The sequence below is a fragment of the Parerythrobacter lacustris genome, assembly GCF_024626475.1.
GTDB classification, from domain to species: domain Bacteria; phylum Pseudomonadota; class Alphaproteobacteria; order Sphingomonadales; family Sphingomonadaceae; genus Parerythrobacter_A; species Parerythrobacter_A lacustris.
Genome location: NZ_JANKHH010000003.1, coordinates 440,325 through 466,675 on the forward strand (window position 1 = coordinate 440,325; position 26,351 = coordinate 466,675).

Below are 26,351 nucleotides of genomic sequence, written 5' to 3' on the forward strand. Positions count from 1 at the left end.
GCGAGCCATGAAGAAGACCACCGGCACCGACCGCTCGATCACCCGCAAGTGGCGCCCTGCGACGCAGGCGGTGCGCGGCGGGACCTGGCGCAGCGAACATGGCGAGACGAGCGAGGCGCTGTTCCTCACTTCGGGCTACACCTTCCATTCGGCGGGCGAAGTCGCCGCGCGCTTCGCTGGCGAGGCCGAGGGGATGACCTATTCGCGGCTGCAGAACCCGACGGTGGCGATGCTGGAAGAACGCATCGCGCTGCTCGAAGGGGCCGAAGCATGCCGCGCGCAGGCGAGCGGGATGGCGGCGATGACCACCGCGCTGCTGTGCCAGCTCTCGGCGGGCGACCACGTCGTCGCCGCACGCGCCGCATTCGGCTCGTGCCGCTGGCTGGTCGACAATCTGTTGCCGAAATTCGGCATCGAGACGACCACGATCGACAGTTCGGTCAATGCGGAATGGGACGCGGCAATCCGGCCCAACACCAAGGTTTTCTTCTTTGAGACCCCGGCCAACCCGACGCTCGACATCGTCGATCTCGAATATGTCTGCGGCCTCGCACGGGCACACGGCATCACCACCGTGGTCGACAACGCCTTCGCGACCCCTGCCCTCCAGCGGCCGATGGAGTTCGGCGCCGATGTGATCGCCTATAGCGCCACCAAGCTGATGGACGGGCAGGGCAGGGTGCTCGCCGGTGCGGTGTGCGGCTCGGAGCATTTCATCAACGAGGTGCTTCTGCCGTTCCAGCGCAATACCGGGCCGAACCTCGCCCCGTTCAACGCTTGGGTGGTCCACAAGGGCCTCGAGACGCTTGCCCTGCGAGCGCACAAGCAGAGCGAGAACGCGCTGGAGATCGGCAAGATGATCGAAGCGCGTGTGCCGCTGATGCTCCACCCCGGCCTCCCCAGCCATCCGCACCACGATCTGGCGATGAAGCAGATGGATGCGGCGGGGCCGATCTTCAGCTTCGTGGTCGATGGCGGGCGCGAACAGGCGCACACGATCCTCGATGCGCTCGAACTGATCGATATCTCGAACAACATCGGCGACGCGCGCAGCCTGCTGTGCCACCCGGCGAGTACCACTCACGCCGGCCTCACCCCCGAAGCGCGCGAGGAAATGGGCGTCACCGAAGGCATGCTGCGAATCAACGTCGGGCTCGAGGACGTCGCCGACCTGATGGAAGACATGGACCGGGCGCTGGCGGCTGCGGGGCTTTAGGTTGTGGCGTCGGGCTGATCGAGTTCCCAGCCCAGTGCAATAGCGGCCGTCAGTACGCGGCCTGCCATACGGTCCTGCGTCAGCTGCTCGACAACGGCAAGGCATGGCTGCGCGATGGCCTCGATCATCAGCGCCTCGTCGGCGGTCATGCCTGGCGCGCAGCAGGGCGCGATCCTGATTGTCCGGCGCGAAGTGGTCGCGATTTCGTGCAGGAAGCAGCGATGCAGTTCGAGGATTTTCGCGAACCGGCTGCCGTAGCTATCGAGCGCGAGCATGACTGCCCGCGAATCGCGCAGGCCATGGATCGCCATCCGGCGCAGGATGACGAGGCTCACCTTGAGCGAGCGCGCTTCGGGGAGCGGTGTATTCAGGCCGCAGCGGGATTGCGGATCGTCGGGCATTCGGCCTCCTCATAAGCGCTAATGATAATCAGTCGCAATAATGAGGAAGTCAAGTGCGGGTGCACAACTTCTAGCCGAACGCGTCGCATCAGGGTCGGGCTTGTCCGTCAGAAGCGAACAATCCAGCTCCGGTCGGTCGGTTCGATCCTTCCTTCGCGATAGCCGCCCATCAGCAGAGCGGTACGCTTTCCTGCGGGTACCAGGGTCATGTAGTTCCACTGCCCATCGAGCGAGGCAGCGACAAGTTCGCCCGACTGGCGGTCGATGTCGAACACTTCCGGCTGCTCGTCGCCAGCGCCGATCAGCACCCTGCCGTCGTCGATCAGCATGACACCATCGGCGAGCTTGAACCGTGCGCGGGCAAGCGAACCCGCTGCAACGAAGCGACCGCGTGCCGCGTCGTATCGCTCGACCGAGCGCAACTTCCCGCCGTAGTCACGCTCGTCGGAGCCCGCGATCACCAGCACATCGCCATTCTCCAGAGTCACGGCGCCATGTTTGTAGCGCCGCTGCGCCATCGCACCGGTTTGGCTGAAAGTATCGTTTGCCGGATCGAACAGTTCTGCGGAGGCGAGCGCGCGCCTGCCCGCGCTTTCACTGTCGCCGCCGCCGGCGATCAGCACACGTCCGTCGTCCAGCAAAGACGCAGTTGCGCCGCTGCGGGCGGTGACGAGCGAACCTGTGTTGAGGAAGGTGTTGCTCTTGGGGTCGAAAATCTGTGCTCTCGCCTGGACTTCGCGCCCGTCATAGCCTCCTGCGATAAGAATTCGTGCATCATGCAGCCGCACTAGGCTGGCCGAAGTGAGCGGACGCGCCAAATTGGGCCCCGGCACTGAACGTCCTGTCGAACTGTCGAAGATTTCGGTTGTAGTCGAGACCCGCCCATCAACCCAGCCACCGAGGACGAGAACTCTCGATCCACCGATTGCCACCGCCATGGGTTGCACCCGGCGCTCGATCAGGGTTCCAGTGCGGACAAGACGGACACCGTCAGGAGAAAACACGTCTACCGTCGCGCTCGCCTGGCCCGGTTCGCAGCCAGCGGCAACGCAGCCACCGATCGCAAGCAGTTCCCCGGTTTCCGTTCGCACCGTAGCGTGGGTAGCGCGCGGGGCGCTCAGGCGAGGACCGTCGTCGAGCGAGACCACTCCGACCGTCCCTTCGAGCTGCGCTCGCTCCGAACCGCCGCATGCAGCAAGTGCCACAACCGAAAGCAGAAACATCCGTGCCATTGTGAAACCCTCTCTCCAAGCGCCCCCGGACAGGCTAGGCTCGGTTGTGAAGGAGAGCAATGTGCCAGCCGAGACCAAAACCGTCGAATTGATTTTCGATTTCGTAAGTCCCAATGCCTATCTCGCGTGGTATCCGCTGCGCGAGATTGCGGCGCGGCACAGTGCGGCGCTCGCCGTTACGCCGGTCTTTCTCGGCGGGATGCACCGGCTGACGGGCAATGCCCCGCCGATGATCCGCGATGCCGAGGTCAAGGGCAAGAACGCCTATTCCATGCTCGAGATGAACCGCTTCATCGCCAGGCATGGGCTGACCCGCTTCCAGATGAACCCGAACTTCCCGTTCAATTCGGTCGTGCTGCAGCGCATGCTGATCGCGCTCGAAGGTGACGACCGGGTCGATTTCGTCGAGGCGCTGCTGCCCGCGATCTGGGAGGAGGGATTGGACGTGACCGATCTCGATGCGGTCGCGTCGGTTGTTGCCAAGGCTGGGTTCGATCCACAAAGCTTGGCAGCGCAGACTCAGGACCCGGCCATCAAACAGGCGCTGATCGACAGTACCGAGGATGCAGTGGATCGAGGTGCCTTCGGCATCCCGACCTACTTCGTCGGCGAGGAGATGTTCTTCGGCAAGGAACGTCTCGGCCAGATCGAGGAATTGTTTGTAGTTTGACAATGGTTTGGGGGAAGCGATGGCGAAGGAGAGACTCCCGGGCGAATTCTGCAACAAGGTCGGTCAAGACATCGATCAATGCGTTGCCGAAGCGGCCTGGTCTTCCGTGCGGATTGCGGCAGACGCCGCCGACTTGGCTACTGCAACGTTCTGGGTGAATCTGGCCGGAATGGTCTTCGTCGCGCTGGCGGCGCTCTTTGCTTTCAAGGCTTATCGCGAGGCAAGCAAGGCCAACAGGATTTCGCTCGATTCCGCCGAACGGCAGGATCGCGCCTACGTCGACTTTGATGGCGTGAGTTACGAGTGCAAGCCGCAGACACATGGGGCACCTGTCCCCACCAGACTGCGCATTGAATTGAAGAACTTCGGGCAAACCCCGGCGGACGACCTTACGCTCTCGCTCGACTACGGACTGTTCGAATCGAAGGATCAGAACAAGCTCAAGGGTGCCACCGAGGAGCTGAAGGGACTGGGGGCAATAATGCCGCAGGACCAATGGGGACGGACGACGTCCTTCAACATCTCGGACGGTGAATTTCTGGCGCTGCAAACCGGCTCGGTGGAACTTCGCGTTTCGATCGGAGCGACCTATACCGATGCGTTCGGCAAGCTGCATACTCTTGCTTCGACCTTTGTCGGCAGCGGAGCGAAAGCGACTCTCGGCTTCGTTCCCGGAACCCGGACCAACAGATGACCTGCCGATCCTCGCGGGCTAAGCCAGGCTCCCGAGCAGCAACCCGCCTGCACCCAGCGTGCCGAGCACGGCAAACAGGTTCCACCGTAGCGCGAACACCAACACCAGCGCTGCCACCGAAAGCAACGCAGCGCGCCAGTCAAGACTGGCCCATTCGGGAACGAGTGCGGCCACCCTGCCGATCCGCACCTCGTCGAGGCGCGCGAACAGCACATGCAGCGCGAACCACAGCGCGAGGTTGGCGATCACGCCGACAATCGAGGCGGTGATGGCCGACAGCGCACCCGCCAACTTGCGCGATCGACGCAGCCGCTCGATCCACGGGGCAAGGGCAAAAATCCACAAGAAGCATGGCGCGAAAGTGACCCACAGCGTCACGATTGCACCGAGCAGCCCGCCCGCCATCGGCGACAGCGGTTCGGGGAAGCGGAACCCGGCGAGAAAGCCGACGAACTGGGTGACTAGGATCAGCGGACCGGGGGTGGTCTCGGCGAGGCCCAGCCCGTCGGCCATTTCGCCGGGGCGCAGCCAGCCGAGCGTGCCGACCGCCTCCTGCGCCATATAAGCGAGCACGGCATAGGCCCCGCCGAAGGTTACCACCGCGAGTTGGGAGAAGAACGTCGCGATGTCCCACAGCACATGGTCGGTGCCCAGCGTGAGGAAAATCGCGACGAAAGGCAACGCCCAGGCCGCGCCCCAGATCAGTATGGCCTTGAGGCTGGCGCGCCACGGTCGTCCAGCCAATGGCAAAGCTCCGCTGGGGGCGGGCTTGAGGGCGAGCCATTGGGGGTGCATCGCGGCGACCACCGCCCCCGCCAGCCCGGCGAGCAGGATCACCAGAGGAAAGGGCAGGGCCAGCACCGCCAGCGCGATGAACGCCGTCAGCGCCAACGCGCGCTTGAACCCGGTGTCGAGCGCCCGGCCTGCGATCCGCAGTAGCGCTTGCACCACGATGGCGAAGACCGCTGCCTTAATTCCGAGGAATAGCGCCTCGAACCACGCTAGATCGGCGGCGAAGGCGTAGAGCAACGACAGCGCCAGCATCACCAGCGCGCCGGGGATCACGAACAGCGTGCCTGCAGCGATTCCGCCAATTGTGCCGTGCAGCCGCCAGCCGATCCAGGTGGCCAGTTGCTGCGCCTCCGGGCCGGGCAGCAGATGGCAGAAATTGAGCGCGGCGAGATAGTCGTCCTCGCTGACCCAGCACCGTTCTTCCACCAGTTCGCGGTGCATCAGCGCGATCTGGCCGGCCGGCCCGCCGAAACTCAGGCATCCGATCCGCGCGTAGACGGCAACGGCCTCACGCAGTGACGGGAGGTGGACTTGCTCCAATCCCGGCTCAGAAAACGGTGTAGCCGCCGCAGATGGTGAATTCCTGCCCGGTGTGCCAGGCCGAGGCGTCGCTCGCGAGATAGACCGCGATTCCGCCGAAATCCTCCGGCGTGCCCCATCGCTTCAGCGGGACGCGCGGGAGGACGAATTTCTCGAACGCTTCCGAGGTCAGACCGGGCGCTGCAAGGTCGGTCATCGTCCAGCCGGGCAGGATGGTGTTGGCGCGGATGCCGTAGCGCCCGTATTCGACCGCCAGTCCCTTCATCATCCCGATCATCCCGGCCTTGGTGGTGGCGTAGGGCTGGTTGCCCGGTGCGCCGGAGATTGCGGAGACCGACGAGATCGCCATCAGCGAACCGCCGTGCTCGCCATTGCGGGCGCGCTCGACCATCGGCTTCGCCGCCGCGCGAAGGGTGTAGAAGGCGCTGTCGAGATTGACCTTCATCGTCCTGTGCCAGGTCTCGCTCGACATCTCCTCGAACCGCTCGCGGCCATAGCCGGTGCCTGCATTGGCGACGCAGCTGTCCAGCCGTCCGAACATGGCAAGCAATTCGTCCATTGCGGTGTCGATCTGGGCTTCGTCGGTCACGTCGACGATCTGTGCCAACACCTCGCCGCCATGCTTGCGCAGGCGCTCTTCGGCGGCGGCATTCTTGTCCGGATTGCGGCCCCAGATCGCGACACTGGCCCCGGCGGCAGCTAGCCCTTCGGCCATGCCGAGCCCGATCCCCCCGTTGCCGCCGGTCACGAGCGCGACTTTGCCGGTGAGGTCGAAGGGTGCGTAGGGCATGGTGAGGTCTCCCGGGGGTTCGATTTTCATGCGACAGTGGACCGCTACTACGCGCAATTCAATCGCGCATCGCCTTGTCCGGCAAAGGCGCAGCGCAACGCAGCGAAGCGATTGGGAGCTTGTCAGCGCAATATTCGCGTCTAGTCTCGACCTCGTTCGATCAAAACGGGGAATGGGGCATGACGGGTCGCACCGTTTCGTTTGCTTTGGCGCTGTTCGCAATTGCGTCGGCACAGGCATCTTCTGCGCAGGATATTGCACCGACACAGACGGAAGCCGAAGCTGCAGTCGGTAGCGGCACCAACTCGCAAGAGAACCAATCGCAAATTATTCCAACGTCTGCATTCGCGGCACGCGATGAGTTTGGCGATGCACGACTTTCACCCGACGGTTTGCGAATTGTCGTTCGCAAGAACGCCGGCAAGAGGGTTCAATTCGCATTTTACGATGCCGCTACGCTCGAGCTCTTGAACTCGGTCGATATTGGCACGGGTATCGAAGTAAATTGGTTTCGGTGGGCGAACAACAATCGCCTGGTTTACTCGGTAGGCTGGGTGGCTCGATATAATGAACGTCGGCAGAGCGTTAGCCGATTGTTCGTCTACGACTTTGAGAAAAACGAGAAGCGCTACATCGGCTTTCCCGAGCAGGGTTTCATCGGTGACGATGTGATCTTCACCGATCCTGCGGGCGAATATGTGCTGCTCGATGTCAATCAGAGCATCTACCAATGGCCGGACGTCTGGCGTTTTCCTCTCGATGCCTCGGGTCACGAAGCAGCTGTGAAGGTGCAAAAAGGCCGCGAGGCAGTCAGCGACTGGATCGCCGATGAAACCGGTGTGGTTCGCATGGGGTATGGTCCTCTGCGAAGCGGGCGGACCTTCGTCACCTATCGCAGCGGGCAGAACGATGACTGGAAGCGTGTTGCGCGCCTGAAATACCGCTCCGACGAGGCCGAGAACTGGAATATCTATAGCATCTTTTCCGGAACCGATATCGGCTATGCCTTGATCCCGGGCGAAGAGGAGCACGAGGCGATCTATGAATTCGACTACTCGACCGGGGAGCCTGGGGCATTGATCTATCGCGAGCCTGGGCAAGCGATAGAGGCAATCGGGCGTGATCGTGACGGTCGCCCGATCACGGTCTACTACAGTGATGACAGGTCGCGGATTCGCTGGCTCGATCCGGCTATGGAGAGGGTCCAGTCGCAGCTCGAAAAGGCGTTGCCGTCTCCGCAGGTCAGGATTATCTCGCGATCCGATGACGGGCAGCGAATGCTTGTCTGGAGTGGTGGTGAAAACGATCCTGGCGCGCTCTACGTCTATACACCAGAGGATCGCCACCTCGCCCTGCTCGCTTCGGTTCGACCGGACCTCGATCACAGCCTTCTGGCGACGCCCAAAGCAATCACCTACACCGCTCGCGACGGAACGGAGATTCACGCTTACCTGACCCTTCCCAAAGGACGCGATGCCAACGATCTGCCGTTGATTCTGCTTCCCCATGGGGGGCCGTTCGGTATTCGCGACATGCTGGAATACAACGACGAAGTGCAGGTGCTTGCCAGTCGCGGATACGCCGTGTTGCAACCCAACTATCGCGGATCAGGCGGCTATGGCGATGCTTTCGAGAAGCTCGGCGAGGGGCAGATCGGCAAGGCGATGCAGGATGATCTCGATGACGCGATGGACTGGGCCGTTGCCCAAGGGTTCGCGGACCCTGGCCGCGTATGCGTGGTCGGGGCAAGCTATGGCGGCTATGCCGCGCTGTGGGCGGTAATCCGCAACCCCGAACGCTATCGCTGCGCCGCCAGCTGGGCTGGGGTGACCGACTGGAAGAAGCAGCTACGGTACGACAGGGACTATCTCGGGCGGCAGCTCTACGAGGAATTCCAGGTTCAGATCGAAGGTGAAGGTGATTTCAGTCTCACCGCCGTATCGCCTGCGCGCCAAATCGCGACGCTCGATCGCCCGGTGCTCATCGCCCATGGCAAGGACGATAGGCGAGTCCCGTTCGACCAGTATCAATATATGGTCGAGCAAGCGGCCAAGGCTGGTAAATCGCTAGAAACGCTGGAGCTCGACGAAGGGCATTCGTTCAAGGAGAGTGAGAACGAGCAGGCTTGGTACGACGCGCTCGAAGCGTTTCTCGCCAAGCACAACCCTGCCGACTGATGCATCGCAACCAATTGCCCATTCCCCCGCGCATCGCTACCTTATGCGAGTCATGAAGGAACTGTTCCAGCACGCCGCCACCACCGATGGGGTCACCGTCCGCGTCGCGGTCAATTTCCTGCCCGAGCAGTCGCAGCCCGAGGCGGGCAAGTGGTTCTGGGTCTATCACATCCGCATCGAGAACGGCTCGAACGAGACGATCCAGCTGCGCACGCGACACTGGCGGATCACCGACGGGCGCGGGATGGTCAACCATGTCGACGGCGAGGGTGTGGTCGGCGAACAGCCGCTGCTGAAGCCGGGGCAGAGCCACGACTACGTTTCCGGCTGCCCGCTGGCGACCCCGCATGGCTCGATGGAAGGCTTCTACACCTTCACCGACGAAGGCGGCGAACCGTGGGAAGTGCGGATCCCCTATTTCCCGCTCGCTGCCCCGGCCGAGGCGGAGTAGCGGCCTTTATCGAGCGATCTGCCGATCTGCCCATCGCGCGATGATGGGCGGATCCTTGCTGCTGGATCAATGGCACTCCAGCCACACTTCGGTGCCGCTGAAATCGCCCCGAGCCAGATGCTCCGGCTTGATCCAGAAGTAGTAGGCGCCCGAATCGCCCCAGCACCAGTCCATCCCGATATCGGTCGCGATCTGGAGTAGCAGCATATTGCGCCACTCCGGATCTTCGATCGGTTCGCTCTGCAAGCCATCGTGGTAGCCGCCCATGCGGTGCGGGCGGTTGTTGTAGAGCGTGCGCCAGACCGGCTGGTGCGCGGCGAGGAAATCGTCGGGCAGGCGGTGGCGCTGTTCGGGGTCGAGGTAATATTCGACCGCGATGTCATTCATGCCTTTGGGCGGAACGAGCGCTGCCGTATCGCTTGGGCCGAGGAGGATGAAGGGATCGGGCTTGTCGCCCCAGTCGCGGTAGCCGAGCTCGACATACTGGAGGCGCTTGTCGGCGAAGGTCGCCTGCAGTTCTTCCCAATGCTCCGCCGCAAGCTCGGCATCGCCGTGCTCGGCGAGCAGTGCGGCGATCCTGTCAGCCAGCCCCGCCACCTTCTCGCGCCACGCGATCCGCTTCGCATCGATTGCTCCGATATGTTCGATGATCTGCTGCGCGTCGAGCGGCTCGAACTCGGCGATAATGCGCGTGACGAAGGCGTGGGTCTTCGCGCGCTGTTCCGATAAGGGCGCGTCGGAGTCGGCCTCGATCCGCTCGATCTGAGAATGCAGATGCGCCATCAGCCGATCCTTCCCGTCGTCGGCCAACAAGGGTTCGCGCGCCCGCGCATCGACCCCGTCGCGGACCTTGTAGCGCAGGCTCCGGGCCAATGCCTCGACCGCCGCACGTGCCTGCGCGAAGGTTTGCGGGCGCAGCACGGGCAGGCCGCTCGGGCGGTTCTCCTTGGCGACGGGCGCACCTTGGTAAAGCACTTGCGCGAAATCGTCGGGACTGGCGGTCTTGTAGCCTTCGCGCTGGGTGAGGCGGTTTGCAACCTGGACGATATCGACCGGCCAGCGGCGCCAGACGTTCGGGACCTCGTCGGCACCGAGCCAGTTGTAGCTGCCGCCGGTGTAGACCTTGTCGTGCACCGGGCCGAGGTCCGCCGGCGGTGCGCGCTCGGTGCCCAGCTCCGGCGTGTGGATCACCGCACGGTCGCCCTCAGCCTCCGCGGTGCAGGAATTGGGATCGATGAAAAACAGCAGCCAGCCGGTACGCGGGCCGATCCCGCCCCACAGATCGGGCGGCAGGTCCTCGCAGGCGATCTGGGCGAGGAAATGCAGCGGGCGCTCGCCCTTCTCGGGATATTCCGAGCCCGCCGCGCGCGGCCATTCGACACCATCGGGCATCATCGGCAGCCCGCCCAGCCACGAACGTGGTGCCTCGTCGCGCGGCGGGACCTGTCGGCGCAGCACGGCGCTGACGGTCTCGCCGCGCGCAGCGGAAACAGGAGCGGGGGCAGGAGGAGCGGCGGGGGGCACTGCAGAGTCCGCCATGCCCGGCTCCATCGCATCGGATGCTTCGGCCACGAGGCCGCGCTTGCGCACGACGGGAGCGGCGATCGCCTCGGCAGCCTCCGCCTCGAGTTGCTCGCGTCGTCCGCGCCGCTTGTCGGCCCATCCGGCGAAGACGCGGATCGCGAGCCATGCGACGGCGATCAGCGCCACGGGGACCAGTGCATAGGCAAGCGACATCGGCAGACTTTCTTGTGACGACCCGGAAGGCCGCAAAGCTAGCTGAATATGCTTCACAATTGACAAACGCGGGCAATACGCCCGGTCGCTCAACTGTCTCGTCCCGGTTCTCCCGAGCATCCGATGTTGCGCTGCAGCGCGTCGCCGCCTACACCGCGCACCCGATGAAGCGCACCCATTTGCCCCTCAACGCCCTGCGCGTCTACGATGCCGCCGCGCGGCACCTCAGCTTCACCCGCGCGGCGGACGAGCTGGCGGTGACGCCCGCCGCGGTCGGCCAGCAGATCCGCGCGCTGGAGGATCACCTCGGCACCGTGCTGTTCCGCCGCACCAGCAAGGGGCTGGAACTGACCGAGGAAGGCAATGCCGGCCTTGATGCGCTGCGCGAAGGCTTCCTCAAGTTCGAGGAATCGGTCCAGTCGATGCAGGCCGGGCAGGCCAGCGACCGCTACACCATCGCCGCCCCGCGGGAATTCTATGCCCAGTGGCTCGCGCCCCGGCTGGCCGCATACCGCGCCGCCCACCCCGGCATCCGCTTCCAGCTGGTCGAGAACGAACACGCCGACTTCACCGAGGCGAACCTCGACATGGCGATCCGCCTGGTCGACGGCCCGGGCGAGCTGGAGGGAGTCGAACTCGCGCCCGCGCGCCGCGTGGTGGTGGCCAAGGAAGGCGCGCCCGACGAGTGGATCGACTGGCCCGGCGCCCCGCTGCCCGAGGGGGCTGAGCCCACGGTGCAGGTCTCCAACGCCGGACAGGCGCTGTCGAGCGCAGTCGCGGGCATGGGCAAGGCGATCCTGCCGTGGCTGCTGGTCGAGGAATCGGTCGAGCGCGGCAAGGTGGCGGTGCTGGAGGGGCCGGACGAAGGCCGCCGCGCCTATTGGCTGGTCGCCCCGCTGCCGCAATGGCGGCAGAAGAAGGTGAAGTCTCTGGTCGAGTTCCTGACGGCATAGTTCCTCCTCGCGTCGCAGCAGGCGAAATGGGGCGGGGGATCGCTCGCGAAGCGAGGGGTTGGAGGGGCGGTTATGTCGCGCCTCACGCAGCAAACGCGGCGAACACCGCGCGCAGCCCCTCCGGCTGGCATTCTTCGCGCAACCTGGTCAGCGCTTCCCCCACTTCCAGCGTGAAGCTGCGCGAATAGCCGTCGCCCGTGCCGGCAGTCCCGCCGAGCGCGCGGGTGAACTCGATCGCGCCGCGGTTCTCGGCCAGCGTGTCGACATGGAAGGTGGCAATGCCCTCCGCCTGCGCCTCCAGCAGCAGCGTGGCGGTGAGAAGCCGGCCCACGCCCCGGCTGTGCCAATCATCGAGCACTGCGACCGAGAACTCGGCGCAGTCCGGGTCGTCCTCGCGGCGAAAGGCGTGGACCGCTCCGATCGCGATTCCCTGGCAGCGCGGCCGCTCGCCCGGCGCATGGTCGCTGGCGATCGCACCCCAGGCAAGGTGCGTATCGCCGTCCACGTCGAGCAGCCGCTCGATCACCCAGTCGGGCGGGGCCTTCATCCCGGAGAAGAACCGCAGGTAGCGCGATTGGGGGGACATGCGCGCAATCCCCTCGCGCATCAGCCCCTCGTCGGCCGGGGTGATCCGGCGCAGGCACACCTGCTGCCCGCCCGCGAGCGCGGCGTGGATGACCGAAGGGTGCCTCGACGGGAAGGGAGGGGCAGGCGTCGGCATAGGGCTTGTGCACTTGTAGCATAAAGTCGGCGCGGAGGCGCATGATTCTGCGGGATAGGTTTGTCGTGGAACGGCGAAAGGCGACACTAAGGCGACACCAAAACCATACACCGCGCTGAGTGAGGTCGTTGTGGAATTGCGTCACGATTTCAAAGAGCAGCAAGAAAGCTAGCAGCGGAGGGGGATGTAGGAAAATGATTGTTTCCTCCACTGCAGGAACTCCCGCACGATGGCGGTCCAGATATGGGCAGACGATACCCTTTCCCGCCGGCCGCGAATCCGCCGATCGCAGGCGAAACGCCTATCTCACCGCGCGCGCGGCCTGAGGCTCCAGCGTCACCAGCCACACCTGCGGCTGGGTAAACAGCCGCAGCGGGAGCAGGCTGGTGCCGAGACCTGCGCCCACCACCAGAACCTTGCCCGCTTCATCGACCCGCCCGCAAGAATACCGGTCGCCATAGTCCGACATCGTCGCGGGCGCGCCGCCCCACGGGTAGGCGATCTGGCCGCAATGCGTATGGCCCGCGAGCACCAGCGGCACCGAATTGGGGACGTTGGGAAACGGGTCGGGGCTGTGGCTCAACAGGATCCGCGCGCCTCGCAACCGGTCCATCGCCGCAAGTGTCGCGGGCAGGTCGTCGCGACCGGTATAGGCATCATCCAGACCGCCCACCACCAGTGGCCCGAACTTTCCGGCGTCGTTGGCCAGGACCGCTATGCCGCGCTGGCGCAGTTCCGCCTCGAGGCCGGGCCAGTCGAACCAGTGATCGTGATTGCCCGGAGCCACCACAACGCCCAGCGGCGCATCAATCTTGCCGAGCGGGGCGACGATCTCCTCGGGTGTGTAGATATGCGTCGCGGTGCGTTTCTCGCTGACGAGGTCGCCCGCGATCAGCACGAGATCGGGCTCAAGCGCATTGATCTCCCCGACGATCCGCTCCAGCCGCTCGGGCGGCATGTCCGGCCCGGCGACGTGGATATCGCTGATCAGCGCGATGGTGAGCGGCGCGCTCCCGGCGGGCAGGCCCTTGAGCGCCACGCTGGTCCGTTCGACCACCGGGCTGCGCATGGTGTCCGACCAGGCCTTGCCTCCGGATATCGCCAGTATCGCCAGAGCGGCGAGCGCCAACCTGCTCCGCTTCCTCACAGCCTCTCGCTCAGCTCGATCGCGTCGCTATCGGCGGGGAGGGTGAAGATCATCCCGTCCTCGCCCACGGTAATTGCTCCATCGAAAAATTCCGCGGCGTCGCCGAGGAAGGCGGGATAGAAGAACTCACTCGGGATCGGCGGCACGAGGTGGCTCAGCACGAGCTGTGTCACTCCCGCGGCTTTTGCACTCTTCGCGGCATCTTCGGGCGAGGCATGGTAGTCGAGGATGTCGCGCGTGATCTGCGCGGTATTCGGGTTCCCGGCATCGTCGAGCGCCAAGGTCATCGCCTTGACCAGATTGGGCTGGAGTGCCTCGTGGACCAGCAGGTCGGCACCCTTCGCCGCTGCTTCGAGGCTGGCCGATCGCGCGGTGTCGCCGCTGATGACTATCGAGCGCCCTTTGTAGTCGAACCGGTAGCCGACAGCAGGACTCACCGGATTGTGCTGCACCGGGAAGGCGGTGACCCGCAAACCGTCCTGCTCGAACACGGTTTGCGACCCGACCGGCAGGGGGAACGATATGGCACGGAACCCGCCGCCGGTCGGCGGGACGATCGTCTCGCCATGGTGCGCCACCCGATAGCCTTTGTCGGTCTGGTAGGCCTGATTGAAGCCGTCGATGACCTGCTGGACCCCATCGGGACCATAGACCGGTAGCGGCTGGTCATCGTTCGCGCCGGTCCAGTGGAGCAGCGCGAGCGGGCCCATGCCATCGATATGATCGGAATGGAAATGGGTCAGGAACACCGCCTTGACCCGGCCCGGGTCGATCCCCATCAGGTTGAGATTGCGCGCGCCGCCTTCACCCATATCGACCACGAACACATGCTCTCCCGCGATGATCACGTTGCATGGACCTGCTCGGTCGGGGTTGGGCAGGGGGGAACCGGTGCCGCACAGGCCCACGCTCAGCGCATCGCCGAAGCCGGTCGGCTCGGCGCCGATGCGCTGCGCCACCGCCCGTTCGAACAGCCGTTCGCCCAGTTGGCGCTGGAACAGGAACAGGCTCACCACCGCAACGAGTGCCACCACCAACACTGCGAGACCCAACTTCCGCATTGCCCTACCCCTTTCCCTTTGCCTGTTTTGGCTTTGTCGCTAAGGAACCCGGCATCGCGCAACCCCCGACGGATTCTTCTCGCCCATGCCGTATTCGCAATACAAGCGTATTCTCCTGAAACTGTCGGGCGAAGTGCTGATGGGCGACCAGCAGTTCGGGATCGACCCGGCCTTCGTGGCCGAGCTGGCGGCGGAAGTGAAGGCGGCGAAGGACAACGGCCTCGAAATCTGTCTGGTCATCGGCGGAGGCAATATCTTCCGCGGCATGGCCGGGGCGGCACAGGGGATGGACCGGGCGCAGGCCGATTACATGGGCATGCTGGCGACGGTGATGAACGCGCTGGCGATGCAGAACGCGCTCGAGCAGCTCGGCGTGCAGACGCGTGTCCAGTCGGCGATCCAGATGGACGCGGTGTGCGAGCCGGTCATCCGTCGCCGCGCCGAACGTCATCTCGAAAAAGGCCGCGTGGTGATTTTCGCTGCCGGTGTCGGTGCGCCCTATTTCACCACCGATTCCGGCGCTGCGTTGCGCGCGGCGGAGATGAAATGCGACGCGCTGTTCAAGGGTACCAGCGTCGACGGGGTCTATGACAGCGACCCCAAGAAGAACCCCGACGCCAAGCGTTACGAAACCGTCAGTTACGACCGCGTGCTGGCAAGCAATCTCAAGGTGATGGACGCCTCCGCCGTCGCGCTTTGCCGCGACAACAGCATCCCGATCGTGGTCTTCTCGATCCGCGAAAAGGGCAATCTCGCCCGTGTGCTGTCAGGGCAGGGCGTCCAGACGATAGTGCAAGAGGAAGCCTGATTATGGCAAAGTATGAAAAGAGCGATATCGAGCGCAGGATGCAGGGCGCGGTCGAGAGCCTCAAGGGCGATCTTTCCGGCCTGCGCACTGGGCGAGCCAACACCAGCCTGCTCGATCCGGTGGTGGTCGAGGTTTACGGCTCGATGATGCCATTGAACCAGATTGCGACGGTCTCTGCGCCCGAACCGCGGATGCTCAGCGTGCAGGTGTGGGACAAGGCCAATGTCAGCGCGGCTGAAAAGGGCATCGCGCATGCCAATCTGGGTCTCAACCCGATCATCGACGGCCAGACCCTGCGTCTGCCGATGCCCGACCTGACCGAAGAGCGCCGCCGCGATCTTGCCAAGCTGGCGGGCAAGTATGCGGAGCAGGCCAAGATCGCCATCCGCAACGTCCGCCGCGACGGGATGGAAGCCTTGAAGGACGACGAGAAGAAGAAGGAAATCTCCGAAGACGATCGCAAGCGGTCGGAGGATGACGTCCAGAAGCTGACCGACAAATACGTCGCCGAATGCGACGATGCGGCGGCGGCCAAGGAAAAGGAAATCCTGACCCAGTGAGGACTCCCCTCCCCTTCAGGGGAGGGGCCGGGGGTGGGGGTTGTAAAGGCCCATACTCTCCTGACAGCCCCCACCCCAACCCCTCCCCTGGAAGCGAAGCTGTTCCGATGGAACAACGGGAGGGGCTATGAACGACAAAGTCGCCCGCCACGTCGCCATTATCATGGACGGCAACGGCCGCTGGGCCAAGCGACGGATGCTGCCGCGCGCGATGGGTCACAAGCGCGGGGTCGAGGCCCTGCGCGAGCTGGTGCGCGGGAGCGGCGATCTCGGCCTGGAATGCCTGACGCTCTACGCCTTCAGCAGCGAGAACTGGAAACGCGAGGAGGAGGAGGTCGACGACCTGATGAACCTGATGCGCCAGTTCATCAAATCGGACCTCGATGAATTCGTCGCCAACGATGTAAAGCTCAGGATCATCGGCGACTGGCGCGCGCTCGCGCCCGATATCGTCAACATGCTGGAAGACGCGCTCGAACGCACCAGCAAGGGCAGGCACACCGTCGCGGTGGCGCTCAACTACGGCTCGCAGCAGGAAATCGCCCGCGCGGCGGCAAGTGCGGCGGCGCAGGGTGAGGTGACCGAAGCGAGCATCGCGGCCAATCTCGACACCGCCGACCTGCCGCCGCTCGACCTGCTGATCCGCACCAGCGGCGAGATCCGCTTGTCGAACTTCCTGCTATGGCAAAGCGCCTACGCCGAAATGCTGTTCGTCGATACGCTGTGGCCGGATTTTGCCGTCGAACACCTCAAACAGGCGCTCGACGATTTCGCCGCACGGGAGCGCCGCTTTGGCGGACGGTAATACACAATTGGGACCAATGATCTCAACCGCCGTCACCCTGAACTCGTTTCAGGGTCCATTTCTCGATCTGCGAGGACAATGCAGTTTGGCACCATGGATGCTGAAACGAGTTCAGCATGACGAGACGGGCGGCCAGAGATGACTGACAAGGCCGCGAATAGAACATCCGACCTCGGCGTGCGGACAATGTCTGCGATCGTCATGCTGGCAATTACCGGCGTGGCATTGTGGCTCGGCGGCTTCGTCTGGTTCGTGTTCGTCGTCGCCGTCGCCGCGACCTGCTTCGTCGAGCTGGCGGCGCTGGTGCGCAAGGGGTTCGCTGCCGGGGCGGGCCGCACGATCGGACTCCTCGGCGGAGCGATCTACGTCGGGCTGGCCGGGATGTCGCTGGCCAACCTGCCCGCCGCAGTGCTGCTCGGAGTCATCGCGGTGGTGGTGGCGACCGACACCGGCGCATATTTCAGCGGCCGCACCATCGGGGGCCCCAAGATTGCGCCCCGTATCAGCCCGTCGAAGACCTGGGCCGGACTGATCGGCGGGGCAACGCTGGCAGGATTGGTTGCCGCCGCGGCATTCGTCTACAATACCGGCGAGTTCGTCATGCGGCCCATGCTGTTCATCGCATTTGCCATCGGTGCGGTTCTCGCTGTGCTCGCGCAGTGCGGGGATTTCTTCGAAAGCTGGCTCAAGCGGCGGGCAGGGGTGAAAGACAGCTCCAGCCTCATCCCCGGCCACGGCGGGGTGCTCGACCGGATCGACGGGATGCTGCCGGTGGCGATTGCTGCGTTCCCGCTGTGGGCCCTGCACCCATGAGCGCATCCGTGACCCGCTCGATCTCCATCCTCGGCGCGACCGGATCGGTCGGCGCTTCGACGCTCGACCTGATCCGGCGCAACCGCGATGGCTGGCGGGTCGTGGCGCTGACCGCCAACTGTTCGGCGCAGGAACTGGCGAAGCTCGCGCGCGAATTCGGTGCCGAGATCGCAGTGGTGGGGGACGAGAGCTGCCTCGCCGAGCTGCGCGATGCGCTTGCGGGTTCGGGCATCGAGAGCGCAGGCGGGGCCCAGGCGCTGTGCGAAGCCGCATCGCGTCCGGTCGATCTGACCGTGGCGTCGATTGTCGGTTGCGCCGGCCTTGCGCCGGTGATGGCGGCAATCGAGCAGGGCGGCACCATCGCGCTGGCCAACAAGGAAGCGCTGGTTTCGGCGGGCGACATTCTGAAGGCCGCAGTGGAGCGGCACGGGGCGACCTTGCTGCCGACCGATTCCGAGCACAATGCGATCTTCCAGTGCCTCGCGGGCAACCGGATCGAGGATGTCCGGCGCATCATCCTGACCGCCAGCGGAGGGCCGTTCCGGACTTTCACCCCGCAGCAACTGTCCACGGTCACGCGGGAACAGGCGCTCAAGCATCCGAACTGGGACATGGGTGCCAAGATCACCATCGATTCCGCCACCATGTTCAACAAGGGTCTCGAACTGATCGAGGCCCATCACCTGTTTCCAGTGGGGCTCGACCGGATCGAGATCGTGGTCCACCCGCAGAGCATAATCCATTCGATGGTCGAATATCGCGACGGGTCCACCCTGGCGCAGCTCGGCCCGTCCGACATGCGCGTGCCGATCGCATCCTGCCTTGCTTGGCCGCAACGGATGGATACGCCTATGGCCCCGCTCGATCTGCCGGCCATCGGTCAGTTGACCTTCGAATCCCCGAACGAGGCGGTGTTTCCCGCCACGCGCCTGTGCCGCGAAGCGATCAGCGAAGGCGGTTCGGCTCCCGCGATCCTCAATGCCGCCAACGAGATCGCGGTCGCCGCATTCCTTGCCGGTCACATTCCGTTCACTCGAATCGCGCTAAGCGTCGAGACCATTCTGCAACAAGGCAATCACCCGCCGGCCCCGGCCACGCTTGACGATGTGCTCCACATCGATCACGCGGCAAGGGCAAGGGCGCGCGAATTGCTGGAGGTCGCCTGAATTGATTGAATCCGTTCCGTGGTGGATGTGGATTGTCGGGTTCCTGCTGGTGCTGGGCCCGCTGGTCACTGTTCACGAGCTGGGCCACTATCTCGTCGGCCGCTGGTTCGGCGTGAAGGCGGAGTCGTTCTCGGTCGGTTTCGGCAAAGAACTGGCGGGCTGGACCGACAAGCGCGGCACAAGGTGGAAACTCTCCGCACTGCCGCTCGGTGGATACGTCCAGTTCAAGGGCGACATGGACCCGGCGAGCATCCCGCACCCCGACGAACTCGACAAGATCCCGCCCGAAGAACGCGGCGACAGCTTCCATCACAAGCCGCTGTGGCAGCGCGCGCTGATCGTGTTCGCGGGGCCGGCGACCAACCTGCTTGTCGCGATCGGCATTCTCGCGGCGTTCTTCCTCGCTTACGGCAAACCCGTACCCGCCGATCCGGCGGAGGAAAACTACATTGCTGCCCTATCCGAAGTGTCGCCCGCGCGCGAGGCGGGGATCAGGATTGGTGACCGGATCATCGCGATCGATGGTGAGCCGATGATCGACTACCGACAGACCCAGCAGACGATCTGGCTCAATCCGGGCAAGGAGATCACCGTCACGGTCGACCGGGCGGGCGAACGGCTCGATTTCGACGTCACTTCACGCCCGTTCGAGCTGAAAGACCGCTTCGGCAATACGTCCAAAATCGGATTGATCGGCATCGAGGGTCGGCAGACCGAACGCAGGTACGAACCGGTCGGGCTCGGGGAATCGGTCGTTCTCGCGACCGGCCAGTGCATCGAGACCATGAAATTGATGGTCACCGGCATCAAGCAGATCGTGACCGGGCAGCGCTCGGTCAAGGAACTCGGCGGGCCGGTCAAGATCGCCAAATATTCCGGCGAGCAGCTCAGCCTCGGGCCCGAGGCCTTTGCGCTGTTCATCGCGATGATCTCGCTTAACTTGGCGTTCATCAACCTCTTGCCAATCCCGGCGCTCGACGGCGGGCACCTGGCTTTCTACGCGGCGGAGGCAATCCGGCGCAAACCGGTCGGTCCGCGCGGCACCGAGATTGCATACCGCACCGGTATCGCGCTCGTGCTCGTGCTGATGGTGTTCGTTACGGTCAATGATGTGCTTTCCTTGCCGTGGTTCGGCGGATAGCGCCGACAGGGACAAAACGCGGGGGTTGGGTCCCGACTTGGCTTGATTGGGGGCATTGCATCGGGCAGAGGGCGGCATCGCGCCTTTGCCCGGTGGAAATCGGGCCGGGCAGGACGGAAATTTTGGATTGGACGGTATGACCGTGACTACATCTGGACGGGATATGGCTGGCGACGTGAATGTGAAATCAGGTCGCCGGCTGGCGCTGGCACTGTTGGGGACGACGATGCTGGCCGGGCTGCCCGCCCAGGCGATGGCGCAGGACGACGCTTCGCCCGTTCCGTCGTCGCAAGCGCAAGGCCAGACGATCCAGACGATCGCCGTCGCGGGCGCCCAGCGTCTCGAGCCGGAAACCATCGTCAGCTACGTCCGCCTGCGGGTCGGAGACGTTTATACTCAGGCCGCAGCCGACCAGGCGATCAAGGATCTCTACGCGACCGAGCTATTCTCGACCGCCACCGTCCGCAACGACGGCGGCAATGTCGTGATCGAGATTGTCGAGAACCCGGTGATCAACCGCATTATCCTCGAAGGCAACAAGCGGATCAAGAACGACAAGATCGTTCCCGAAATCAAGCTCGCGCCGCGCCAGATCTACACCCGGTCGAAGGTCCGCGCCGATACCCAGCGGATCATCGAACTATACAAGCGGCAGGGCCGCTTCGCCGCGGTGGTCGAACCCAAGATCGTCCAGCTGAGCCAGAATCGCGTCGATATCGTCTACGAGATCAGCGAGGGGCCCAAGTCGAAAGTCCGCCAGATCAACATCATCGGCAACGAGGTGTTCTCCGACGGCGACCTGCGCGGCGAAATGGTCACCAAGCAGGCGCGCTTCACCAGCTTCTTCAGCTCGAACACCAGCTACGACCCTGACCGTCTGGCGTTCGACCAGCAGAAACTGCGCCAGTTCTACCTGACCCAGGGTTATGCCGATTTCCGCGTGGTCTCGGCCGTTGCCGAGCTGACTCCGGACAAGCAGGACTTCATCATCACATACGTGGTGGAAGAGGGCGAGCGCTACAAATTCGGCGAAGTCTCGGTCGACAGCGAAATCCGCGACTTCGACGATGTGCGCCTCGCCGCGCAGCTGCCGATGAAGCAGGGTGACTGGTACGATGCCAAGGCGGTAGAAGATACGGTGGAGCAGCTGACCGAGCTCGCCGGGACCTTCGGCTACGCCTTCGCCGATATCGAACCCGAATTCCGCCGTAGCAAGGACGATCTCACCATGGGGATCAACTTCGTCCTGCGCGAAGCCCCCCGGGTCTATGTCGAGCGGGTCGACGTCAACGGCAACACGCTGACGCAGGACAAGGTCCTCCGCCGCGAATTCCGTCTGGCGGAAGGCGACGCGTTCAACTCGATCGGGGTCAAGCGGTCATCGAACCGGATCAAGTCGCTCGGCTTCTTCCAGGAAAATTTCGAGATCGAGCAAAAGCCGGGCAGCCGCCCCGACCGGATCGTGCTCGAGGCCAATGTCGAGGAGCAACCGACGGGTGAACTGCAGCTGTCGGCCGGCTTCTCGTCGATCGAAAGCTTCATCCTCGCCGCTTCGATCCGTCAGCGCAACTTCCGCGGACGCGGGCAAACGGTGGGCGCGAGCGTCAACTATTCGCGTTTCTCCAAGTCGGCCCGGGTCAGCTTTACCGAACCCTATGTGTTCGACCGCAACATTTCCGCAGGGGTGGATATCTACCGGCAGGATTACAACAGCCCCAATTTCGGTAACCGCGACCGCAATACGACGTATGAACAGTCGACGACCGGTGCCTCGCTCCGGGTTGGCGTGCCGTTGTCGGAATACCTCTCGCTGGTGGGCAGCTATACCTTCAACTACGATGATGTCTCGGTCGACCGGACCCAGTTCTTTGCCGATCTCGATCAGGACGGTGTCGATGCCTGCGAGCCTTTGCTGGCCGGCCGATTCCTGTGCGAAGCGATCGGGAAGCGCACTAGCTCGATCCTCGGCGCGACACTCGCCTATGACAACACCGACAGCCGCTTTCGTCCGACGCGCGGGCTTGCTGTCTCGCTGACTACCGAGTTCGCCGGACTTGGCGGGGATGTGCAGTATGTCCGCAACCGGGCCAAGGCCGCACGATACTGGAACGTCTTCAACAATTTCATCTTCTCGATGACCGCAGAAGGCGGGGTCATCAACAGCATCGGCGGTGACCCGATCCGTCTGACCGACCGCTTCTTCCTCGGCGAGCCGCAGATCCGAGGTTTCGACATTCGCGGCGTGGGTCCCCGCGTGCTGCGCCAGCCGATCATCGCCGATCCGGACAGCCCCGACCCGCAAAATCCGCTGCCGCTGATCGTGACCGACCGCAACCAGATCTCCGATGATGCGATCGGTGGCGAAGCCTATTATCTGGGTCGCGCAGAGCTGGAAATCCCGCTGGGAACGGGAGCGTCCGAGTTGGGCCTGCGCCCGTCGATCTGGATGGATGTTGGCGCGTTGTTCAATGTAGACCGGCCGGCACTGCAGCAGAGCCCGTTCCCGGGCGGCCTTAACTTCCAGATCAAGGACGCCAACGGCAACCTGCTCTATATCGACAACCGGCCGAACCAGACGGGGATAACGACCGATCCGTCGGTCTGTACCGGTGGCCCTTGTGCACCGCTCAACCGCAATATCCCCGCGTTCCAGGAAACTTTCCTGGGCGACTCCGCCAGCCCGCGCATTTCCGTCGGCATCGGGGTCAACTGGAACTCGCCGTTCGGGCCGTTCCGTATCGATTTCGCCCAGATCCTGAAGAAGGTCGAGGGCGACGATACCAAGGTTTTCTCTTTCAACGTAGGTACCCAATTCTGATGAAAATGCTTCTCAAGCCGGTTCTTCTGGCCGGTCTTTCGCTCGCCGCTACGGCACCGATCCTTGCGACCCCCGCTGTGGCGCAGGTCAACGGCATCGCCACCAGCAGCCCCGAGGCTGCGTTGGTGCAGGCTTCCGCGCTTCAGTCGGGCTATCAGGCGATCAACACCGCCAATGCCAATCAGCGCCAGCAGATCAACACACTGCGGACCGAGATCAACAACCTCCAGCTCAGCCTCAACACCAATGGCGACCGCGAAGTCGACCAGGCGGAGTGGGACGCGAACCCCGGTGTGACCGGGCAGATCGAAGCCAAGGAACAGCAGTTGCAGACGCTGCTCGCCCCGATCGCGATCGCCGAATACTACGTCGTCGAGCAGCTTCTGATGCGCTATGGCGAGGCGCAAAGTCAGGTCATCACCAGCAACGGCATCCAGATCATGGTAGAACCGGCCGCGCTCCAGTATTCTGTCGATGGCGTGGATGTAACGCAGAAGATCGTTGCAGCTCTGAACACTTTGGTGCCGACGGTTTCGACGACTCCGCCGGCCAACTGGCAGCCGCGCCGCCAGACGGTGGAAACGCATCAGGCGATCCAGCAGATCATCGTCGGGATCGCCCAGCGTCAGGCCGCACAGGCCGCGCAACAGCAGACCCAGCAGCAGCCTTCGGGCCGCTAAGGCGACGCGTGGCAGGGGCAGGGCAATGAGCGATCCGGACGCCGGAATGGCCGCTTACGACATCCACCGGATCCTCAAGGCCCTGCCGCACCGCTATCCGCTGCTGCTGGTTGATCGCGTCAAGTCGATCGAGCTCGGCGAGCGGATTCATGCAGTGAAGGCGGTCTCGTTCAACGAGGAATTCTTCCAGGGCCATTTCCCCGGCGCGCCGATCATGCCCGGCGTGCTGCAGATCGAGGCGATGGCGCAAGCCGCTGCGATACTCGGGATCGAGACGCTCGAGCTGGCGGGCACCGGCAAGCTGGTGTTCTTCATGGGGATCGACGCGGCCAAGTTCCGCGCTCCGGTGCTGCCCGGCTGCCTGCTCGATCTGGAGGTGGAATTCCTCCAGAAGCGCAGCCGGGTCTACAAATTCAAGGGCAAGGCCAGCGTCGAAGGCAAGGTGACAAGCGAGTGCGAGTTCACCGCGATGATCGCCGATCCTCCCTCCGCCTAGACAGCACTTGCCAAATGCCGCGGTGCTCACTAAACGCGCCGCTTTCCCACCCACAGCTGGACCGGTCGGAACCGTTCCGAAGCTACGGAGACTTGAGATGAAAGCCGAAGGGCATCCCGACTATCACATGATCACGGTCAAGATGACCGATGGCACCGAGTATCAGACGCGCTCGACCTGGGGCAAGGAAGGCGACACGCTGACGCTCGAAATCGACCCGACCAGCCATCCGGCATGGACCGGCGGTCGCCAGCAGCTGCAGGAAGGCGGCCGCGTCGCAGCCTTCAACAAGCGCTTCGGCGGCCTCAGCCTCAAGAAATAAGCGTTTCGAACAAGCTTGGCGGTCTTCGGACTGCCGGAGAAGGGCGGCCTGACGGGGTCGCCCTTTTTCGTTGTCAGACGGGTTCGAGCTGAACTCAATCACACCGGCTGAGCGGCAGCCAATTCGATGCCCCTGTTCATCCCCACGGCTTCTCACGGTACCATTTGGTGATCACGTATTTCATACCTCGGCGCACCTTCATCCCGTGATGCATCGTGTTGACGTTACCAGACAGGTCGGGCTTGCGGTTGTTCCAGCAGATCAGCTTGCCGGTTTCCGGCTGGAAGCTCTTCTTCACCGTGGTGAAGCGTGTGGCGCCGCCGGCCGGCACGTCGTTGAGATAGATCATGAAGGTCCAGGTGCGCTGACCGGCAACGCTGCAATATTTCTCCCTATCCTGCCCGTGCGGGTTGAACCAGTCGCAATGCGCCTTGAATTCCTGCCCGACATCGTAGCGCTGGCCCTGCATTTGCTCCCCATGCGCGGAGTCGATACCGTTCAATTCGAATAGCGCGGCTTCGACCTGCTGCACCGCGGGATGTGCGGGATCGAGGTCGCAGGTTTCGCTGGTGCGGAAGTAATGGTCGCCGTCATGGTCGGCGAGCGTCGACGGGCGGCGGTCGGCCTCGATCAGCTCGATCAGCCGGTCGCACAGCGCCGGATCGAGGAACCGCTTGCGCTGGAACAGCTCCAACTTTGGAAAGGGCAGCCTCTGGACGCCGCCATATTGCGCCAGCCGCTCGGCAGAAGATTCGCCCGGAAGTGCCATGGCCCGTACCTAGCGTTTCGGTCCGTGGCCGCAACCGGAGAAACAAAGTTGCGCAGATGCAGATGCAAACAAGTTTTCGCTTCACATGCACCGCGCTCTGTGCAACAGGCTCGCGCCCGCGTTCGGGAGCCCTTGACGGCGCTGGACATGGGCGTAACAGCCCCGCCTCACACGGCTTTTCAGGGGTATGTGGCGATCGTAGCTCAGTTGGTTAGAGCGCCGGTTTGTGGTACCGGAGGTCGCGGGTTCAAACCCCGTCGATCGCCCCATTTTCTCTCCTGTGACGCCCTCCACAACGCGCGACGAGCGGGGCACGCGAGATGATGGCATTCTGGACCGAAGCGGATTACGACGATCACGAGCTGGTGCAGCTGGTGCATGACCGTGCATCGGGCCTGACTGCGATCATTGCGCTCCATTCGACCCATCTCGGCCCCGGAGCGGGCGGCACCCGCTTCTGGCATTATGCCGAACCCAAGGACGCGATGCGCGACGCGCTGCGCCTGAGCCGCGGGATGAGCTACAAGAACGCGATGGCGGGCCTCCCGATGGGCGGCGGCAAGGCAGTGATTCTGGCGGGCCAGGACCGCGCCAAGACCCCTGCAATGCTCGCCGCTTTCGGCGATGCTGTCGAGGCTCTTGGCGGCCGCTACGTGACGGCGGAAGACGTCGGCATCAGTGAGGCGGACATGGTGGCGGTGTCGCAGCGCACCGCGCATGTCTCGGGCCTGCCGGTGCAGGGCGAAGGGGCCGCCGGTGGAGATCCCGGGCCGTTCACCGCGATGGGCATCTATCACGGGATAAGGGCGGCCGTTCGTCACAAACTGGGTAAAGCCTCCGTCGAAGGCGTGCATGTCGCGATCCAGGGCACCGGCAGCGTCGGCGGCGGGGTCGCCCGGCTGCTGGCCAAGGACGGCGCGAAGCTTACGCTGTCCGACATCAACGAAGATCGTGCCAATGCACTGGCTGACGAGCTCGGTGGCGAATTCGTCGCGGCCGATGCGATCATGAGCGTCGCCTGCGACGTGTTTAGCCCCAATGCGCTCGGCGCGATCCTCGACGACGAGGGCATCGCCCGGCTCGAAGCGCCGATCGTCGCAGGCGGGGCGAACAACCAGCTCGCCCGCGCGGGCCATGGCGAGAAGCTGGCCGCGCGCGGCATACTTTATGCGCCTGACTACGTAATCAATGCGGGCGGGATCATCAGCGTCGCGATGGAGTATCTGTGCAAGCGCGACAGCGCCCCGTGCGACATCAATGAGGTGCGCAAGCGGATTGCCCAGATCCCTGAGCGGCTGGAGGAAATCTGGCGGCAGAGCGATGCGACGGGCGTCTCGCCCGACCTGGTCGCCGACCGGATGGCGCAAAAGCTGATCGGACGCTGATTCAGC

General features: G+C 64.0%; 26 protein-coding genes and 1 tRNA gene. 18 read left to right on the plus strand and 9 right to left on the minus strand.

Annotated elements, in window-relative coordinates; translation table 11 throughout:
- Window positions 1-7: 7 nt before the first annotated feature.
- Window positions 8-1,216, plus strand: coding sequence for a trans-sulfuration enzyme family protein (locus NSO95_RS05550; RefSeq protein WP_257595170.1), 1,209 nt, complete (start codon window positions 8-10; stop codon window positions 1,214-1,216).
- Here the strand turns inward: NSO95_RS05550 and NSO95_RS05555 are convergent.
- Both NSO95_RS05555 and NSO95_RS05560 read right to left on the minus strand, forming a co-directional pair.
- Entirely contained in the window at window positions 1,213-1,617 is a 405-nt protein-coding gene (locus tag NSO95_RS05555; protein WP_257595171.1) for a DUF6628 family protein, read from the minus strand. The two genes, NSO95_RS05550 and NSO95_RS05555, sit on opposite strands and share 4 nt — an antisense overlap.
- 107 nt (window positions 1,618-1,724) lie before the next feature.
- Entirely contained in the window at window positions 1,725-2,849 is a 1,125-nt protein-coding gene (locus tag NSO95_RS05560) for a Kelch repeat-containing protein (RefSeq protein WP_257595172.1), read from the minus strand.
- 61 nt (window positions 2,850-2,910) lie between these two features.
- On the opposite strand from NSO95_RS05560, the gene NSO95_RS05565 reads away from it, so the two are divergent.
- Complete coding sequence (locus tag NSO95_RS05565) at window positions 2,911-3,519, plus strand: 2-hydroxychromene-2-carboxylate isomerase (protein ID WP_257595173.1); 609 nt, start codon at window positions 2,911-2,913, stop codon at window positions 3,517-3,519.
- A gap of 19 nt (window positions 3,520-3,538) precedes the next feature.
- Window positions 3,539-4,213, plus strand: coding sequence for a DUF8453 domain-containing protein (locus tag NSO95_RS05570; RefSeq protein WP_257595174.1), 675 nt, complete (start codon window positions 3,539-3,541; stop codon window positions 4,211-4,213).
- 18 nt (window positions 4,214-4,231) lie between these two features.
- Here the strand turns inward: NSO95_RS05570 and chrA are convergent, their stop codons facing one another.
- Entirely contained in the window at window positions 4,232-5,545 is a 1,314-nt protein-coding gene (gene chrA / locus NSO95_RS05575) for a chromate efflux transporter (protein ID WP_257595175.1), read from the minus strand.
- Between the two features lie 7 nt (window positions 5,546-5,552).
- Entirely contained in the window at window positions 5,553-6,365 is an 813-nt protein-coding gene (locus NSO95_RS05580) for an SDR family NAD(P)-dependent oxidoreductase (protein WP_257595176.1), read from the minus strand.
- Window positions 6,366-6,409: 44 nt separating this feature from the next.
- Between NSO95_RS05580 and NSO95_RS05585 the strand changes: the two genes are divergently transcribed.
- Together NSO95_RS05585 and apaG are read left to right on the plus strand one after the other, a co-directional pair.
- Window positions 6,410-8,512, plus strand: a complete 2,103-nt coding sequence (locus tag NSO95_RS05585; RefSeq protein WP_257595178.1) for an alpha/beta hydrolase family protein — start codon at window positions 6,410-6,412, stop codon at window positions 8,510-8,512.
- Window positions 8,513-8,564: 52 nt separating this feature from the next.
- Entirely contained in the window at window positions 8,565-8,963 is a 399-nt protein-coding gene (apaG, locus tag NSO95_RS05590; RefSeq protein WP_257595179.1) for a Co2+/Mg2+ efflux facilitator ApaG/CorD, read from the plus strand.
- 66 nt (window positions 8,964-9,029) lie between these two features.
- Here apaG and NSO95_RS05595 read toward each other — a convergent pair whose 3' ends face one another.
- Entirely contained in the window at window positions 9,030-10,700 is a 1,671-nt protein-coding gene (locus NSO95_RS05595) for a DUF1963 domain-containing protein (RefSeq protein WP_257595180.1), read from the minus strand.
- Window positions 10,701-10,864: 164 nt separating this feature from the next.
- On the opposite strand from NSO95_RS05595, the gene NSO95_RS05600 reads away from it, so the two are divergent.
- Window positions 10,865-11,653: a LysR substrate-binding domain-containing protein gene (locus NSO95_RS05600; RefSeq protein WP_257595181.1), complete on the plus strand. Its 789-nt coding sequence runs from the start codon at window positions 10,865-10,867 to the stop codon at window positions 11,651-11,653.
- 82 nt (window positions 11,654-11,735) lie between these two features.
- On the opposite strand, the gene NSO95_RS05605 is transcribed toward NSO95_RS05600, so the two are convergent.
- The 3 genes from NSO95_RS05605 to NSO95_RS05615 all read right to left on the minus strand — a co-directional run bounded on the left by NSO95_RS05605 (window position 11,736) and on the right by NSO95_RS05615 (window position 14,582).
- Window positions 11,736-12,374: a GNAT family N-acetyltransferase gene (locus NSO95_RS05605; RefSeq protein WP_257595182.1), complete on the minus strand. Its 639-nt coding sequence runs from the start codon at window positions 12,372-12,374 to the stop codon at window positions 11,736-11,738.
- Between the two features lie 301 nt (window positions 12,375-12,675).
- Entirely contained in the window at window positions 12,676-13,503 is an 828-nt protein-coding gene (locus tag NSO95_RS05610) for a metallophosphoesterase (RefSeq protein ID WP_257595183.1), read from the minus strand.
- Window positions 13,504-13,517: 14 nt separating this feature from the next.
- Window positions 13,518-14,582, minus strand: coding sequence for an MBL fold metallo-hydrolase (locus tag NSO95_RS05615; RefSeq protein ID WP_257595184.1), 1,065 nt, complete (start codon window positions 14,580-14,582; stop codon window positions 13,518-13,520).
- 85 nt (window positions 14,583-14,667) lie between these two features.
- On the opposite strand from NSO95_RS05615, the gene pyrH reads away from it, so the two are divergent.
- The 10 genes from pyrH to rpmE all read left to right on the plus strand — a co-directional run bounded on the left by pyrH (window position 14,668) and on the right by rpmE (window position 24,191).
- Window positions 14,668-15,390 carry a UMP kinase gene (gene pyrH, locus NSO95_RS05620; RefSeq protein WP_257595185.1) on the plus strand — a complete coding sequence of 241 codons (723 nt, stop codon included), beginning with the start codon at window positions 14,668-14,670 and terminating at the stop codon, window positions 15,388-15,390.
- Between the two features lie 2 nt (window positions 15,391-15,392).
- Window positions 15,393-15,950, plus strand: coding sequence for a ribosome recycling factor (gene frr / locus NSO95_RS05625; RefSeq protein ID WP_257595186.1), 558 nt, complete (start codon window positions 15,393-15,395; stop codon window positions 15,948-15,950).
- A 127-nt stretch (window positions 15,951-16,077) separates the two neighbouring features.
- Window positions 16,078-16,755, plus strand: coding sequence for a polyprenyl diphosphate synthase (uppS, locus tag NSO95_RS05630; RefSeq protein WP_257595187.1), 678 nt, complete (start codon window positions 16,078-16,080; stop codon window positions 16,753-16,755).
- 186 nt (window positions 16,756-16,941) lie between these two features.
- Entirely contained in the window at window positions 16,942-17,568 is a 627-nt protein-coding gene (locus tag NSO95_RS05635) for a phosphatidate cytidylyltransferase (protein ID WP_257595188.1), read from the plus strand.
- A complete protein-coding gene (gene dxr / locus NSO95_RS05640; RefSeq protein WP_257595189.1) occupies window positions 17,565-18,734 on the plus strand; it encodes a 1-deoxy-D-xylulose-5-phosphate reductoisomerase in 1,170 nt (389 codons plus the stop codon). The genes NSO95_RS05635 and dxr overlap by 4 nt, the downstream gene beginning before the upstream one ends.
- 25 nt (window positions 18,735-18,759) lie before the next feature.
- Complete coding sequence (rseP, locus tag NSO95_RS05645; RefSeq protein ID WP_257595367.1) at window positions 18,760-19,875, plus strand: RIP metalloprotease RseP; 1,116 nt, start codon at window positions 18,760-18,762, stop codon at window positions 19,873-19,875.
- A gap of 163 nt (window positions 19,876-20,038) precedes the next feature.
- Entirely contained in the window at window positions 20,039-22,693 is a 2,655-nt protein-coding gene (bamA, locus tag NSO95_RS05650; RefSeq protein ID WP_257595190.1) for an outer membrane protein assembly factor BamA, read from the plus strand.
- A complete protein-coding gene (locus NSO95_RS05655; RefSeq protein WP_257595191.1) occupies window positions 22,693-23,373 on the plus strand; it encodes an OmpH family outer membrane protein in 681 nt (226 codons plus the stop codon). The genes bamA and NSO95_RS05655 overlap by 1 nt, the downstream gene beginning before the upstream one ends.
- A gap of 25 nt (window positions 23,374-23,398) precedes the next feature.
- Window positions 23,399-23,869 (plus strand): 3-hydroxyacyl-ACP dehydratase FabZ, encoded by a 471-nt coding sequence (gene fabZ / locus NSO95_RS05660; protein ID WP_257595192.1) that lies wholly within the window; start codon window positions 23,399-23,401, stop codon window positions 23,867-23,869.
- A gap of 97 nt (window positions 23,870-23,966) precedes the next feature.
- Window positions 23,967-24,191, plus strand: coding sequence for a 50S ribosomal protein L31 (gene rpmE, locus NSO95_RS05665; RefSeq protein WP_257595193.1), 225 nt, complete (start codon window positions 23,967-23,969; stop codon window positions 24,189-24,191).
- A 136-nt stretch (window positions 24,192-24,327) separates the two neighbouring features.
- On the opposite strand, the gene NSO95_RS05670 is transcribed toward rpmE, so the two are convergent.
- Window positions 24,328-24,960 (minus strand): prolyl hydroxylase family protein, encoded by a 633-nt coding sequence (locus NSO95_RS05670; protein ID WP_257595194.1) that lies wholly within the window; start codon window positions 24,958-24,960, stop codon window positions 24,328-24,330.
- A 192-nt stretch (window positions 24,961-25,152) separates the two neighbouring features.
- Between NSO95_RS05670 and NSO95_RS05675 the strand changes: the two genes are divergently transcribed.
- Together NSO95_RS05675 and NSO95_RS05680 are read left to right on the plus strand one after the other, a co-directional pair.
- A tRNA-His gene (locus tag NSO95_RS05675) sits at window positions 25,153-25,229 on the plus strand.
- A 51-nt stretch (window positions 25,230-25,280) separates the two neighbouring features.
- Window positions 25,281-26,345 (plus strand): Leu/Phe/Val dehydrogenase, encoded by a 1,065-nt coding sequence (locus tag NSO95_RS05680; protein ID WP_257595195.1) that lies wholly within the window; start codon window positions 25,281-25,283, stop codon window positions 26,343-26,345.
- Window positions 26,346-26,351: the final 6 nt, after the last annotated feature.

Bases quoted from the DNA above. Each gene is read 5' to 3' on its own strand.
- NSO95_RS05550 (WP_257595170.1), top strand. From the start codon at position 8: ATGAAGAAGACCACCGGCACCGACCGCTCGATCACCCGCAAGTGGCGC.
- NSO95_RS05555 (WP_257595171.1), bottom strand. From the start codon at position 1,617: ATGCCCGACGATCCGCAATCCCGCTGCGGCCTGAATACACCGCTCCCC.
- NSO95_RS05560 (WP_257595172.1), bottom strand. From the start codon at position 2,849: ATGGCACGGATGTTTCTGCTTTCGGTTGTGGCACTTGCTGCATGCGGC.
- NSO95_RS05570 (WP_257595174.1), top strand. From the start codon at position 3,539: ATGGCGAAGGAGAGACTCCCGGGCGAATTCTGCAACAAGGTCGGTCAA.
- NSO95_RS05580 (WP_257595176.1), bottom strand. From the start codon at position 6,365: ATGAAAATCGAACCCCCGGGAGACCTCACCATGCCCTACGCACCCTTC.
- apaG (WP_257595179.1), top strand. From the start codon at position 8,565: ATGAAGGAACTGTTCCAGCACGCCGCCACCACCGATGGGGTCACCGTC.
- NSO95_RS05595 (WP_257595180.1), bottom strand. From the start codon at position 10,700: ATGTCGCTTGCCTATGCACTGGTCCCCGTGGCGCTGATCGCCGTCGCA.
- NSO95_RS05600 (WP_257595181.1), top strand. From the start codon at position 10,865: ATGAAGCGCACCCATTTGCCCCTCAACGCCCTGCGCGTCTACGATGCC.
- NSO95_RS05605 (WP_257595182.1), bottom strand. From the start codon at position 12,374: ATGCCGACGCCTGCCCCTCCCTTCCCGTCGAGGCACCCTTCGGTCATC.
- NSO95_RS05615 (WP_257595184.1), bottom strand. From the start codon at position 14,582: ATGCGGAAGTTGGGTCTCGCAGTGTTGGTGGTGGCACTCGTTGCGGTG.
- pyrH (WP_257595185.1), top strand. From the start codon at position 14,668: ATGCCGTATTCGCAATACAAGCGTATTCTCCTGAAACTGTCGGGCGAA.
- frr (WP_257595186.1), top strand. From the start codon at position 15,393: ATGGCAAAGTATGAAAAGAGCGATATCGAGCGCAGGATGCAGGGCGCG.
- uppS (WP_257595187.1), top strand. From the start codon at position 16,078: ATGAACGACAAAGTCGCCCGCCACGTCGCCATTATCATGGACGGCAAC.
- NSO95_RS05635 (WP_257595188.1), top strand. From the start codon at position 16,942: ATGTCTGCGATCGTCATGCTGGCAATTACCGGCGTGGCATTGTGGCTC.
- dxr (WP_257595189.1), top strand. From the start codon at position 17,565: ATGAGCGCATCCGTGACCCGCTCGATCTCCATCCTCGGCGCGACCGGA.
- rseP (WP_257595367.1), top strand. From the start codon at position 18,760: ATGTGGATTGTCGGGTTCCTGCTGGTGCTGGGCCCGCTGGTCACTGTT.
- bamA (WP_257595190.1), top strand. From the start codon at position 20,039: ATGGCTGGCGACGTGAATGTGAAATCAGGTCGCCGGCTGGCGCTGGCA.
- NSO95_RS05655 (WP_257595191.1), top strand. From the start codon at position 22,693: ATGAAAATGCTTCTCAAGCCGGTTCTTCTGGCCGGTCTTTCGCTCGCC.
- fabZ (WP_257595192.1), top strand. From the start codon at position 23,399: ATGAGCGATCCGGACGCCGGAATGGCCGCTTACGACATCCACCGGATC.
- rpmE (WP_257595193.1), top strand. From the start codon at position 23,967: ATGAAAGCCGAAGGGCATCCCGACTATCACATGATCACGGTCAAGATG.
- NSO95_RS05670 (WP_257595194.1), bottom strand. From the start codon at position 24,960: ATGGCACTTCCGGGCGAATCTTCTGCCGAGCGGCTGGCGCAATATGGC.
- NSO95_RS05680 (WP_257595195.1), top strand. From the start codon at position 25,281: ATGATGGCATTCTGGACCGAAGCGGATTACGACGATCACGAGCTGGTG.